The 14,257-nt window shown below is 35.9% G+C and carries 11 protein-coding genes and 1 tRNA gene; 1 reads left to right on the top strand and 11 read right to left on the bottom strand.

Features of this window, described 5'->3' with window-relative positions:
* On the bottom strand, positions 1-1,272 hold the full coding sequence (gene purD, locus QCQ61_RS05105; protein WP_279449698.1) for a phosphoribosylamine--glycine ligase: 1,272 nt from the start codon (positions 1,270-1,272) through the stop codon (positions 1-3).
* 67 nt (positions 1,273-1,339) lie between these two features.
* Between purD and QCQ61_RS05100 the strand changes: the two genes are divergently transcribed.
* Entirely contained in the window at positions 1,340-2,653 is a 1,314-nt protein-coding gene (locus QCQ61_RS05100; protein WP_279449697.1) for a phenylacetate--CoA ligase family protein, read from the top strand.
* Between the two features lie 3 nt (positions 2,654-2,656).
* On the opposite strand, the gene QCQ61_RS05095 is transcribed toward QCQ61_RS05100, so the two are convergent.
* The 10 genes from QCQ61_RS05095 to QCQ61_RS05050 all read right to left on the bottom strand — a co-directional run bounded on the left by QCQ61_RS05095 (position 2,657) and on the right by QCQ61_RS05050 (position 14,217).
* On the bottom strand, positions 2,657-3,469 hold the full coding sequence (locus tag QCQ61_RS05095) for a glycosyltransferase family 2 protein (protein ID WP_279449696.1): 813 nt from the start codon (positions 3,467-3,469) through the stop codon (positions 2,657-2,659).
* Positions 3,438-4,790, bottom strand: a complete 1,353-nt coding sequence (locus QCQ61_RS05090; RefSeq protein ID WP_279449695.1) for an exopolysaccharide biosynthesis polyprenyl glycosylphosphotransferase — start codon at positions 4,788-4,790, stop codon at positions 3,438-3,440. The genes QCQ61_RS05095 and QCQ61_RS05090 overlap by 32 nt, the downstream gene beginning before the upstream one ends.
* A gap of 5 nt (positions 4,791-4,795) precedes the next feature.
* On the bottom strand, positions 4,796-5,782 hold the full coding sequence (locus QCQ61_RS05085) for a UDP-glucuronic acid decarboxylase family protein (protein WP_279449694.1): 987 nt from the start codon (positions 5,780-5,782) through the stop codon (positions 4,796-4,798).
* Positions 5,779-7,092 (bottom strand): UDP-glucose dehydrogenase family protein, encoded by a 1,314-nt coding sequence (locus QCQ61_RS05080; RefSeq protein ID WP_279449693.1) that lies wholly within the window; start codon positions 7,090-7,092, stop codon positions 5,779-5,781. Before QCQ61_RS05080 ends, QCQ61_RS05085 begins: the two co-directional genes overlap by 4 nt.
* A gap of 115 nt (positions 7,093-7,207) precedes the next feature.
* Positions 7,208-8,431 carry an O-antigen ligase family protein gene (locus QCQ61_RS05075; RefSeq protein WP_279449692.1) on the bottom strand — a complete coding sequence of 408 codons (1,224 nt, stop codon included), beginning with the start codon at positions 8,429-8,431 and terminating at the stop codon, positions 7,208-7,210.
* Between the two features lie 131 nt (positions 8,432-8,562).
* Positions 8,563-9,897 (bottom strand): MATE family efflux transporter, encoded by a 1,335-nt coding sequence (locus QCQ61_RS05070; RefSeq protein WP_279449691.1) that lies wholly within the window; start codon positions 9,895-9,897, stop codon positions 8,563-8,565.
* A gap of 29 nt (positions 9,898-9,926) precedes the next feature.
* Positions 9,927-10,442 carry a GNAT family N-acetyltransferase gene (locus QCQ61_RS05065; protein WP_279449690.1) on the bottom strand — a complete coding sequence of 172 codons (516 nt, stop codon included), beginning with the start codon at positions 10,440-10,442 and terminating at the stop codon, positions 9,927-9,929.
* 55 nt (positions 10,443-10,497) lie between these two features.
* A tRNA-Ala gene (locus tag QCQ61_RS05060) sits at positions 10,498-10,571 on the bottom strand.
* A gap of 80 nt (positions 10,572-10,651) precedes the next feature.
* Positions 10,652-11,491 (bottom strand): alpha/beta hydrolase family protein, encoded by an 840-nt coding sequence (locus QCQ61_RS05055; RefSeq protein ID WP_279449689.1) that lies wholly within the window; start codon positions 11,489-11,491, stop codon positions 10,652-10,654.
* Complete coding sequence (locus tag QCQ61_RS05050; protein WP_279449688.1) at positions 11,491-14,217, bottom strand: PD-(D/E)XK nuclease family protein; 2,727 nt, start codon at positions 14,215-14,217, stop codon at positions 11,491-11,493. Before QCQ61_RS05050 ends, QCQ61_RS05055 begins: the two co-directional genes overlap by 1 nt.
* Between the last annotated feature and the right edge of the window lie 40 nt (positions 14,218-14,257).

Raw genomic sequence — 14,257 nt, 5'->3', positions numbered from 1 at the left:
TTATAGGTCGAAACCTATATCAGTACGATATTGCATCCTATCAAAAGATATATTTTTTATGTTTTGGTAGGATTTTTTTAATGCCTTTCTAAAATCACTATCCAGCGAAGTTACGGCCAATACTCGTCCACCATTGGTAAGTATTTTATCATTTTCAGCTTTGGTTCCCGCATGAAAAACAATAGAGCCTTCAATATTTTCTAATCCTTTAATTATTTTGTTTTTTTCATAATTTTCAGGATATCCACCAGAGACGAGCATGATAGTGGTTGCGGCTCTTTCGTCAATTTCAATAGTGCTATCGTTTAATTTTTTATGGTAGGTAGCTTCAAATAAATCTACCAAATCCGTTTTTATGCGCGGTAGCACAACTTCGGTCTCGGGATCGCCCATCCGTACATTGTATTCTATAACATATGGCTCGTTCTTCACTTTAATCAACCCAATAAAAACAAAACCTTTATAATCAATATTTTCTTTTGCAAGCCCGTTAACCGTAGGTTTTACAATTCTATTTTCAATTTTTTCCATAAGCATTTCGTCTGCGAAGGGTACCGGGGAAATAGCGCCCATTCCGCCCGTATTCAAGCCCGTATCGCCCTCGCCAATACGTTTGTAGTCTTTGGCCGTGGGAAGAATTTTGTAGTTTTTACCATCTGTTAATACAAAAACACTGAGTTCTATTCCGTCTAAAAACTCTTCGATAACCACTTTGGAACTCGCTTCGCCAAATTTACTATGGGTGAGCATATTTTCAAGTTCTTGTTTGGCTTCATTTAAATTGTTTAAGATTAAAACACCCTTTCCTGCCGCCAATCCATCTGCTTTTAACACATAAGGAGGGTTCAGTTTTTCCAGAAATAATTTTCCAGCTTCCAAAGATTTGGCCGTAAAGCTCTCGTATGCAGCCGTGGGAATGTTGTGCTGCATCATAAACTCCTTTGCGCGCTCTTTACTGCCTTCGAGCAAAGCACCTCTTTTTGAAGGTCCGATGAGCATAACTTTTTTTAATTCTGGCGTATCGGCAAAATAATTGGCTATACCCTGCACTAAAGGATCTTCTGGACCCACAATTACCATTTCAATATTATTGTCAACAACGCATTTGTTTACCGCTTTAAAATCGGTTATGTTTAACGGAATGTTAGTTGCAATAGAGGCTGTTCCTGCATTTCCAGGTGCTACAAAAAGTTTATCGCAGCGTTTGCTCTGCGAAATTTTATAAGCAAATGTATGTTCGCGACCTCCAGACCCAAGAATTAAGATATTCATAATTGAAATGTTTTGTTTCGGTGTCAAAAATAATTGTTTGTAAATTGACACCCTAATTTATTCTAAAATGAATTTGTTCGAATTTACATTGAAGTTTAGTGGTTTCCCCATTGCCGAAGCCAAGCGGAAATTAAAGAATATTCAGCAAATTCCAGAAAATGAATTTGAAAACTATGTTCTTAGAGCGCGAGAAGAAATAGTTAAATACCACTTACAAAACACTCCGTTTTATAAAAATTTTATAGGAAAAAACAACGTGGCTTGGAAAGAAATTCCGGTGCTGACCAAGAGCCATCTTCAACAACCTTTAGAATTACGACTTTCTACCGAATATCAAAAAAATTCAATTTATATAAGTAAAACATCGGGTTCTAGTGGAACGCCATTTATTTTTGCGAAAGATAAATACTGTCATGCATTAGCTTGGGCAAAATTTTTATCCAGCTACGGCAAATTAGAAATTGATTTAAACACATCATTACAGGCGCGATTTTATGGAATTCCACTAGAATTAAAAGGATATTATAAAGAACGGTTTAAAGATTTTTTAGGTAAGCGATACAGGTTTCCAATTTTTAATCTTTCAGATGAAAAGTTAAAGGGAATTTTAAATTCATTTAAAAAGAAAGAATTTGTTTATATGAATGGGTACACTAGTTCAATTGTACTTTTTGCAAAATATATAAAAGAACAAAAGGTGGTTTTAAAACACATTTGCCCCACTTTAAAATACTGCATTGTAACTAGTGAAATGCTATTTGAAGACGACAAAAGATTGATGGAACGTGTCTTTGGTGTGCCCGTTATAAACGAATACGGCGCCTCCGAACTAGGGATGATCGCTTTTACGGATAAACAAGATAATTTAATTGGTAATAGCGAAGACCTATTTATCGAAATTCTTGATGACAATAATAATGCAGTTCCGTTAGGCCAAACTGGCCGTATAATAGTTACCTCCCTATACAATAAAGCACATCCGATGATTCGATACGAAATTGGAGATTCCGGAGCGCTCTCTACTTGCAGTACGTTAAAGCGACCGGTGTTGGAGAAACTAATAGGACGAACAAACGATTTTGCCAAATTACCAAGTGGTAAGGTAGTTCCGGGCCTTACGTTTTATTATGTTACCAAAACAATAATTTCAAATAGTGGTAACGTTAAAGAATTTGTTATTGAACAGTCTAAAACCAATACTTTTAATATCCAATATGTTGCAAATAGGGCGCTAGAACCGCAGGAAAAGTTAGATATCGAAAAATCGGTTGCTAAATATTTGGAAACCGATTTAAAACTTATTTTTGAAAAAATGCCGGTTTTAGAGCGAAGTAAAAATGGAAAGTTAAAACAGTTTACTTCATTGGTCGAGATGGAATAAGGTTTAATTTAAAGTTTCAATAAATTTAGGGCGAATAAAAAAATATTCCCATAAAAAGCAACTCATAAAATAGATTGAAACGGGAATTGAATACCCAAGGTGTTTTTTATAAAAATTATAGTTATGCTTCAACAGCCTCACTTTATTAGCACTTACAGAATCCTTTCTAATTCTGTAAAACGCCAAATCTTGAACAATTCCTTTTGCAGGTTTTTTACTTCTTTTTATTGCTTCCAACCACAATGCCCAATCTTGTCTCTTCGGAATTTCCGGCGACGCGATTTTTCCTAATGTGGCCGCGTGATACATTCCGGTTAAATTGCCAATATAATTATTGCTACGCTGTTTTTTAAAAGAAAGTACAGGCATTGCTATAACTCTTTTATTAAGTGGATTTCCATTTTCATCAATGTGAAGATAGCTTGTAAAAGACACGGCGCAAGCATTTTTTAGCATAAACTCTAATTGAACCTTTAATTTTTCTGGCGCCCAAAGATCGTCAGAATCTAGAAAGGCAATATAGGCGCCTTGGGCTATGTTTGTGGCTTTATTACGGCAATATCCAGGCCCTTGATTGGCAGATAATTTTAAGCACTTAATTCTGTGATCTTTGGCGGCAAGTTCTTCTATAATTGCGGCCGTATTATCGGTAGAGGCATCATCTACAATTATCAATTCCCAGTTATGATAAACCTGAGAAAGCACACTATTTACTGCTTCAGCAACAAATTTTGAAGAATTGTGAACTGGCATTATAACCGAAACAAGTACATCTTCGTTCACATCAATATGCTTTTTCTTCTCCTCGAATGGCATTGAAAATAGTTTGAAAAACAATTTTTATATCGAGGAAAAGACTCCAATTTTCTAGATAAAAAATATCAAACTTAACTCTATTAATAATATGATTATCGTCTTCTACTTCGCCGCGAAAACCACTTACTTGTGCCAATCCGGTAATGCCGGGTTTTATAAAATGGCGCACCATAAATTTATCTATTCTTTCGGCATACATATGGGTGTGGCTAACCATATGCGGACGGGGCCCCACCACAGACATTTCGCCTTTTAGCACATTTATAAACTGCGGCAACTCATCTATACTAGTTTTTCTAATAATCTTGCCAACTCGTGTAACTCGCTCGTCTCCTTTTCTTATTTGCTCTAGGTGAGCCATTGGGTTAGGAATCATACTGCGAAATTTATAACAGTAAAACTCTTTATAATCTAAGCCATTCCTTTTTTGCTTAAAAAAAACAGGTCCTTTGGATTCTAGTTTTATTAATAACCCTAGTAATGGAGTAAGCCAAGAGAGTATGCCAACAATGATTAGTAGCGACAATACTATATCGAAACTGCGTTTTAAAAACTTGTTGAACGGTTCGTCTATCGGTATTTTTCGCATCGATAGAATGGGCAAGACACCATAATATGAAAAGTCTAGTTTTTTACTGTAAATCTCTTTATTATCGGGAAGAAATTTTAATATTTTAAGGTTATTATCTACAAAATCAATTAATTTAATAAGGTCTTTATTGCCAATTTCGGCAACGGAAGAATATACCTCATCTATATTTTCTTTTAAGATATAGTCCATACATTCTTCAATAGTAACCTTATTTGGACCTCTTAAATCGAATGTTTTGTAAAGCTTATACCCATATACAGGATTGTCGGTGAAGAATTTTCGCAGCAATTCCGTTTTTTGGTTTAACCCAATAATTACCACTTTCCTAACATTGCCTCCAAGATGTAAGCGATACTTTTTAAGTAGAAAGAAAACGCTCAACTTCATAACAGTAACGCACAACAATACTAAACCAATATATTTAAATATGGTTAAAGCCGAAGTTGGCAACTCATTGTAAAAACCGAAAAAAGAAAAAACTATTAAAACGAAAATGATGCCCTGTTTTCCTATAAGCGACATGATTTTTGCTAGATGGGTAAATCTATAGATTTCATAAAATCCCGAACGTGTTGAAAGCAGCAACCAAGCAATGGTTAAGTAAATTACATAGTTAAAATAAGGGAATGGCAACCCAAAAAATTCAAATGCAAAAAAATGAATAAAGAAGAGATCTATTCCGTATGAAATAGGCCGTAATAAACCTGAATATCTTCCGCTTTTAAACATTTCTTTTATTTATTGTGCTTTGAAAAATCTTTGTGTTCGCTTTTCGTTAGTTCTTCCTTAGAAAGATTCTTAAAATACGCGAACGTTTTTCTCATTCCTTCTTCTCTTGAAATTTTAGGTTGCCAATCTAATATTTTTTTCGCCTTAGAAATATCGGGCTCGCGTTGCATGGGGTCATCCTGTGGCAAGGGTTTGAAAACAATTTTTTGTTGCGTACCGGTTAATTTAATAATTTCCTTTGCAAAATCTAGGATAGTTATTTCTTCCGGATTGCCAATATTTACTGGCAATGGATAATCGCTCATTAATAGGCGATAAAGTCCTTCTACCTCATCATCAACATAACAAAATGAGCGCGTTTGTAACCCATCGCCAAAAACCGTTAAGTCTTCTCCTCTTAATGATTGCCCTATAAAGGCAGGTATTACTCTCCCGTCGTTTAAGCGCATACGCGGACCGTAGGTATTAAAGATACGGGCAATTCGTGTTTCGAGTCCGTGAAATCTATGGTATGCCATAGTAATAGATTCCTGAAAGCGTTTAGCCTCATCGTAAACTCCTCGAGGACCAATGGTATTAACATTTCCGAAATATTCTTCGGTTTGTGGATGCACAAGAGGGTCTCCGTAAACTTCGGAAGTTGATGCAATTAAAATTCTCGCATTCTTTTCTCTAGCTAGACCCAATAAATTATGCGTTCCCAGCGATCCTACTTTTAAGGTTTGAATAGGTATTTTTAAATAATCTATCGGGCTTGCGGGAGATGCAAAATGAAGAATATAATCTACCTTTCCGGGAACGTGAACAAATTTGGTTACATCGTGATGATAAAATTCAAAAGTTTCTAGTTTAAAAAGATGGGCTATGTTTTTAAGATCGCCAGTAATTAGGTTGTCCATACCTATTACGTGAAAATCTTCGGCTATAAACTTATCGCAAAGGTGCGAGCCTAGAAATCCAGCAGCACCAGTAATTAAGACTCGTTTCTTCATAAATTTACAGCCTTTCTTCCAATGGAAATATAGGTAAATCCTTCTGTTTCCATATCGTTTATATTGTATAAATTTCTTCCGTCAAAAATAACTGGATTTCGCAGTAGTTCTTTCAATTTGTTGTAATCTGGGGTGCGGAAAATACTCCACTCGGTACAGATTAATAAAGCGTCTGCTTCTTCCAGAGCGCTATACATAGATTCTGAATAGGTTAATTTGTCACCAAAACGCTTGCTGATGTTTGGCATTGCCTCTGGATCAAAAACTTGAAGAATCGCTCCTTTTTCTAACAATGCATCCATGATAGCTATAGATGGCGCTTCGCGTATATCGTCGGTTTCGGGTTTAAATGCCAAACCCCAAACTGCAATGGTTTTTCCTTTTAAATCGTCATTGAAATATGCATCAATTTTAGGTAATAGAATTGTTTTTTGAGCTGAGTTAATTTCAATTACTGATTTCAATATTTTAAAATCATAGTCTGCATCCTTCCCTGCTTTTTTAAGGGCCTTTACATCTTTTGGAAAACAAGAGCCCCCATAACCAATGCCCGGAAACAGAAAGCGTCTGCCAATACGGCTATCGGTTCCCATACCGGCCCGGACCATATCTACATCTGCGCCAACTCTTTCGCAGTAGTTTGCAATTTCGTTCATAAAGGTAATCTTGGTAGCCAGAAACGAATTGGAAGCGTATTTTGTAAGTTCAGCAGATTTTTCGTCCATTACTATTATTGGGTTACCCGAGCGAACAAATGGGCTGTAAAGCTTTTTCATAAGTGTAGTTGCTCTTTCGCTACTTGAACCTACCACAATGCGTTCGGGTTTCATAAAATCATCTACTGCAAAGCCTTCTCTCAAAAATTCGGGATTGGACACAACATCAAATTCGCAACTTGCATTTTCAGCAATTATGGCACGTACTTTTTCTGCCGTACCCACGGGTACCGTACTTTTATCTACAATTACTTTATAATTGTTAATTTTTTTTCCTATTTCTTCAGAAACGCTTAAAACATAACTAAGATCTGCCGAACCATCTTCGTCTTCCGGCGTTGGAAGTGCTAGAAAAATAATTTCGCCATGCGCCAATCCCTCGGCAAGTGAAGTTGTAAATTTTAACCGATTGGCCTTAATATTACGCTCAAAAAGAACATCTAGATGTGGCTCATAGATAGGCACTTCGCCATTGCGCATTTTATCTACCTTGGTTTTATCTATATCTACACAAATTACTTCGTTCCCTGTTTCGGCTAAACAAGTACCCGTTACTAAACCAACGTAGCCAGTTCCTATTACTGAAATTTTCATAATTCTACCCGCGTTTTTATTTGTTCCCTACACTATTTAACTAATAAGCTCGGAGATATTCTATTGCGGTATTTTTTTAGTTTAACGCTTGCAAAAGTACAATTTGCAAATCTTATTATATCGTTTTTATGTTGTTGTTTTCCCCAGACCTAGCACTTGTAATTAATACAATTAAAATAAAACCTACATAGTAAGCTCCAATTTGTCTGTGGAAGAGATTTTCAATCATACAATATATCAGCAATATTGCTAACAATGCCATGGGGAAAAATTGTTTTCGGATCGATATAAAACTAGTAGCAATAAATGCCAAGAAAAGTACCAAGGCAATTATCCCTGCACTTAAGTAAAAATCTATAAATTGATTGTGTGTGTTGTAGCGTTCTGCTATAAATCGCTGTTTTTTATTTACATCGTTAATTTGGTTTTCATAACACGAAACCAATCTATCTTTTGTTATATCAAAGCCAATGCCTGTTAAAGTAAAACCTTCGTCATTAACTATATTTTGTGCACATTGCCACACTACGGCACGTAATTCGTAGGTTAATGAATTTTCAATAAATGTGGGTGAATTTCCTTGTTTAAAGGTTTTGTTTAGCCCAATATCCTTTTCACCTTTAATAACCACGAACAATACCCCCACCGCCATAATTGCGGCTAGTGCAATAAGGATTCTCCAAATTTTTCGCTTGCCATAAAATTGATGTATTAATACTAACACCAATAATGAAACCACTGCAATTTTTGAAGCGATAAGTACTATAAATACAGCATTTATTAAAATATTGGCCAAATAATAATTGTTATTTGGATGGTATTTTTTCTGAATTTCCTGAAATGAAATTAAAATACTAAATGTACAGAGTAGGCCCAAATACAGTCTGTCTATCAACAGCGATTCTACAACTTGCGGCGAATCGCCAAGGGCGAAATTTCCTACGGCGTCGGTTATAAGTACAAAATTATAAACCGAAAAAATGATTGCCGCCAACGAAGAAAAAATGATGGCGCTATTAATTTTTTTTGCATCAGCCACTGGAATATATAGTATTGCCAAACCTACTGCTATCATTACCTTTTTAATAATATTGAAATCTTCGACCAGTCTTCCACTGCTAAACGAATCAATAAATAAATAGCCGAAAAGAACTAAAAATATGGCAACGGGAAGCGATTTAAGTTTTTTGAAGTCTTCCCTCTTCACTATAAAAGGAAATGCGACCACCAAAATTGCCAATAGAATGTTTGGTAGCGCCCTGATATAATTATCAAAAGGTATAATGAGGTAGAGCAACAAAAAAGCATAGGGATATATGGCAGAAAGAAGTATCCTCATCGTTGTAAAATCTATTTTCTAAATTTTAGGGGAAGATAAAAAACTCTGACGAGATAATTTATGTTAAGTGCAACATATTAAACCCGGGTACATGTGTTACGCGAGTTTTGACAATCGCTTTTGCAAAAGCGCTAGCTCTCTATTAACGGAATGTATTTTCTTTTAAATTTAATCATCAATGCCACAGCTCTATACGCCACCCAAACAATAAGGGCGCTCCAAATGCCTATGAGCCCCCAACCCATATATTTTGAAAAATAAAGAACGGGTATAAAACCAAAAATTGTTGCGCCCAAAAGCACATTACGCAAATAACCCATTTCGCCCAAACCTTTAAAAATTGAATCTAAAGTAAAAGCCAAGGCATTAAATGGCAGACAAAGCAGTACCATAAAAAACATACCGTAAAATACAGTAAGTACTTGTGTATCTTTGTTAAAAAGTAACCCTAAGGGTTCATACAGTAAAAACCCCACAAAAACTAGTACAGCAGCTACCCCAACATTGTAAAGATTTACTTTTTTGGTTAGTTTCCATAGAGAACCATAGTTGCGCTCCCCTAAAAGTCTTCCTCCTAAAATATTTCCCGCCGCACCGTAGCCATCGATAAAGAAAGCAGTGAAAATCCAAATGTTAAAAGCAATGGTGTGTGCTGCAATATATTCCTTTCCTAAATCGGCCGCTTCTCGGGTTGCAAGTATCAATGCCGTATTTAAAGCCACAGATCGTAAAAATAAATTGAAACTCATACGCACCAATCGGGATATTTCCGGATGCAACGGAAATGTAAGTTTTAATGAAACCTCGGTTTTTTTTAAAAGAAAAAACAATGCCATTAGCGCCATGATGGCTTGGGCAATTAAACTAGCCCATCCAGCTCCTTTAATACCCATTGGTGAAATATATCCGTCTATCCCGTAAACTAATGCAAAATCGAGCGCAATATTTAGTGCTGCACCAATTGTAGCAATTACCATAGGCCAGAAAGTATTTTGCAAACCCCGGAACAATCCAAAAACGGCAAATGTAAAAAGCGTTAGCGGAAAACCCCAAACCCTAATATTGTAGTAATCTATGCTAAAAGACAATATCATTCCCTCAGCATTTAACAATCTGAAAATTTCTTCCACAAAAAAATATGTAGAAAATAGGACGATTATACTCAATGCAATATTAAAATAGATTGCCTGCGCGGGAAAGTTTTGTAAATCTTTTAATTTTCCAGCGCCCAAATTTTGTGAAACTATTGCCGAAATGGCGCTTCTAGTCTGCCCCAATATCCAAATAAGGGCAGAAAGAAATGAACCTACTATACCAACGGCTGCAAGAGATTCTATTGCAAATATGTCTAGATTTCCAACGACCGCTGCATCGGTAGCAGAAAGTACGGGTTCGGCAATTCCAGAAATAATAGCCGGAATAGCGAGTTGCTGGATTCGTTTAAAAGAAATATCGGTGTATTGCATAAATGCGCTAAGCTACAAAATAGCGGCCGTTAAGATGTTTTTTTTGGCAGTAGGAATTCGTAACAGTAAAAAGGATACTCACTTTGATTATAAAAATAAATAGCGTCCAAACGTATATACCCGCGCGCTTCATAAAATTTTTGATTACGTGCATTCTGGCTAAAGGTATCTAAGCGAATAGAGACCAATTTATTTTCAGCTCCTAATTTTTCAGCAAAATCCATCAGCGTTCGTGCGATTCCTCTTCCTTGACTATCGGGGTGAACTGCCAATCTGTGAATATAATAATTATTAGAAGTAGGTGCGAGCCAATTTACAGTTTTGTACACAGCATCCATTTTGGTTGAAATTACAATGCAACCCACAATTTTGTTCCCTTCCAAATATATGTACAATTCACCGCGTTTAATATCTTCGATAAAAGCAGCTGCATTTGGGTAGTAATCATTCCATTGAAAAATTCCTAAACTTTGCATGGTATTTGCACAAGCCTTTGTTATAGCCAATAATTGGTCTATTTGCGAACTCTTTGCCTTTTCAATCATTATTGAAGTACATTTTTAAAATCAAAAAACCACCGCTGCTACGGTGGTTTTTTAGTGGAGAATATCGGAGTCGAACCGATGACCTCTTGCATGCCATGCAAGCGCTCTAGCCAGCTGAGCTAATCCCCCATAGTGTTTTTAAGCACACAGTTCCTAAGGAGTATTTGCTAATTAGGATGCCAAAAATAGTGATTTTTTTAATATAAGCTTCAATTTAAAAATGCAATTGTTACTTCCACTGCCTTTTTAAGTTGGTCGGGCAAATTATTTTCCTCCCACGGATGTTTGGCATTAAACACATGATCCGCAGTTTCAATAATTTTTAATTCGCTCGCAGGATTCCATCCGTGCATGGCAACAGCCTCTTTTACTGAAACTGTGGTATCATCACTGCCGTGAACAATTAGTTGGGAGGCACTTAAATTTTTAACTGCCCTATTTATTGTAAACCGCTTTTCATTTTGCTTAAAATCGCGATAAAATTGAAATTTATGTGGCAACATTTGCTTCGTTCTACTATTTTCAATGTGCGTAACCCCAGTTTCTTTCCAAGCTGTAAATTGCGGCGTATTTTCCTGAAATCTGGCTTTAAAATCGCTCACACCTGCCCAGGTTGCAACTTTGTTTATTCGGTTATCTTCTTCGGCTTTTATTATAACAATGCCACCTCCACGGCTGTGGCCAATTAATGAAATTTTTGAAATATTTTTTGGAATATTTTGGTTTCCGTTTTCAATTTCGTTTAACACCCTATCTAAATCGTCCAATTCCAAACTGAAATTGTTTTCCGCAAAGGCTTCCAAATCTGGGAAATCGATAGGATTTTCCACAGTACCGCCATTATGCGAAAAATTGAATTTTATAAAACAAAATCCAGCCTCTGCAAACGCTTCGGCCACCAAATGCCAAGCTCCCCAGTCTTTAAATCCTTTATAGCCGTGGCAGAAAATTACAACAGGTACAGGACCACTACTTTGGTTATAATACACATCGTAAAGAATGGGTTTTTTATTTTTAGACGTAAGAATATTGTTCTTTTTTATAATCATTAAGCTATTTCTTTTTCGGTGAAGGGAATGTTAGGATCGCAAATTTCTAAAATTAATTTCTTTAATTCAACTGTAAAAGTTTCCAAAACATCTGTATTAATCAGTTGTTCCTTTTTTCCGCGTGTAGTTGTTTTGGCGCCAAACTTTAGAAATCCACTTCCCAAATTTTTAAATGAAATGATTCCTGCTTCAGCATTGTTAATTGGTATTTCTCCATTCATCATTAGAGCGTAGGTTAAAATCTGGAAGGCTTTACTGAATTTATAATCCTGATTTAATTCTTCCCATTCAGTAATTTCTACATCGCCTTGTTTTACTTGGCCCGTTTTGTAATCAATTATTCGAAGTTGCCCGTTGTATTCATCTACCCTGTCTACCTTTCCGTGGATATTTACAGGAAAACTGAGTTCTGCAAAGGGAATCTGCAAGGTAAGATTTGTTTCAATTTTTAATATTTTAATCGTGTTTCCGGCTTCCACATCTGCAATTTCGCGATCTATAAAATTTGAGATGTAACGTTTTGCTACCTCAAAGACAATTAGGTTTTTCCCTTTTGAAAACGTACCGCCCTTAAATGTTTTTTTAAATTGCACACTTACTTCATCGTGAATGTTAGTTTTCATCTCCCGCAAATGTGCAACCGTAAGTTTCTGTCCTTCCAAGGGTAAATAAAATTCTTCCAATGTATCGTGAACAATGGTGCCCAAAGTATTCGCAGCTACGGTTTCTTCAACCTCTTCAAATTCTTGTAGCCTTAAAATTTTCTGAAAATAAAACTCTAAGGGGTTGCGGATATAGCTAGTTAATGCCGAAGGAGAAAAACCCCTTTCCGCAATTTGTTGGAGGCGATCCATGACGGCTTCGGTTTTTGCAATTTGACGCAATTCCTGCTTTTTTAACTGAACCTTTGGAGACAGCACACGTTTTTTAATGATGTGCTCTTGCTGTAATTCAACTTCTAACTGCCGGATAAATCGGCTCTTTTCGCCGGTATTTATTCCTTCCGAATGATTGTTATAAAGCAAGGTAATATTTTTTGCTCGTTGCAACATTCTATAAAAATGATAGGTATAAATTGCATCCTTTTCGGAGAAAAGAGGAAGGTTGAATTGTTGTTTTAAATCGAAAGTAATAAATGACGAATTCGATTTTCCTGAAGGAAATATACCTTCGTTTACCGAAGTAATTATAACATTTTCAAAATCTAGAACACGAGTTTCCAATACTCCCATAAGTTGTAAGCCATTAAAGGCGTCGCCTTCAAAATCTAAGGAAGCTGTGGCCGTTAATTCGGAAAAAAGGGTGAGTACACTTTTAATAGATTTTAGGTGTGGATATCTTGTATTTAGTGCTTCAATTTTACCAAATACTGTTTTTAATTCGTGGAGTACAACACCTTCAACGGTGCTGGGTTTATGAGTTTTTTGTAGGTTTTCAATTATTTTTAATGAGGAAGTTATGGCCGTATTACTATCGTTTTTCCAATTGGCAAATAGTAATTCAATATTTTTGTTTTCTGGGATAGTTGCTATTTCAATTAATTCGGTGGCAGTGATATGAGTTATGTTTTCACGCGTTAAAATTAGGGATATTTTGCTGGCATTAACTATTAAACTCTTGCCTAGGGGATGATTTAAAATTGAAAGGATATCTTTGTAATAAAGCGTTTCGGTATTGCGTTGCTGAATGGCAAAAAGTAATTCAAAAAAAACAACAGCAGGAAAGTTTTTTAGCGAAACTCCCATAGTGAGGTTAATATTTTTTACATTTTCGGGTAACGAATAAAGCAACGGAATTAGAAGATTTTCATCGCCCAACACGATTGCTGTTTTATTTAAATCTTCCTCAGAATAGGTGGCTAGTAGTTCGCCAACGTGTTTTGCCTGTCCTATATTTTTTTGCACTTCAACAAACTGAAAATGTTTTGGAGTATGGTAGTTTTCGGCAATAAATTTTGGGTCGTTGTTTTGATAATATTTCCAATCACCAATGTATTTTCTAATAAAATATGATGCGCTGTGTTTTAAATCTTCGTAAAAAACCCGATCAGTATCCCAGTAAATTTCTGTGTTTCCTGCCTCCAACAATTCCTGAATAATATTTTGTTCAGCCGTATTAAGCGCGTTAAATCCGAGAAAGAAATGTTTTTTATTTTTATTGCTAGAAATATAATGTTCTATATTGGCAGCTGCTTCGCGGTAAACCATTCCTTGATAACCAATATTTTCATTTAACAGTAAGGTTTGGATGTTCTCATAAAATAAAGGCAAGCTTTCCCAAAAGCGTATATAATTTGAAATCAGTTCTGTTTTTTCATCTTTTACACCCCAACGCTCCAATGTTTTTATACTGGCCAAATAATTAAAAAACGGCTCAGGATCTACCAGATAACGATCCATTTCATTAAAGTCGTTTAAGAGCGTAATTGCCCAAGTAGCATACGTTTCGAAGTCTTCTTTGTCGGGAATAGAGTCTGTGTTTAAATAGGCCTCGTAGCTTTTAAAAAGAAGTTCGGTAGCCTCTATAATTTTTAGACTGGAAAGCTCTTCTATAAATTCCTCTATACTACAAATGCGAGGTGCAAATTGCGTATTGTTTGGGTTGGTTTTTAATTCGTTTAAAAGAAAACCACCGGCACGTTTGCTAGGTAAGATAAAGGTAATTTCAGAAATGTTTATTCCTGTGTTTTTAATATGGTTCAGGGTTTGTTGAAGAAAAGTTTGCATAGTCTAAAAATAAGAAACGCCCCCGATAAACGGAGGCGTT

The organism is Aequorivita marisscotiae (assembly GCF_029814825.1).
Lineage (GTDB): Bacteria > Bacteroidota > Bacteroidia > Flavobacteriales > Flavobacteriaceae > Aequorivita > Aequorivita marisscotiae.
The sequence above is the reverse complement of the archived record's forward strand: the minus strand, read 5'-3'. Positions and strand labels throughout refer to the sequence as shown.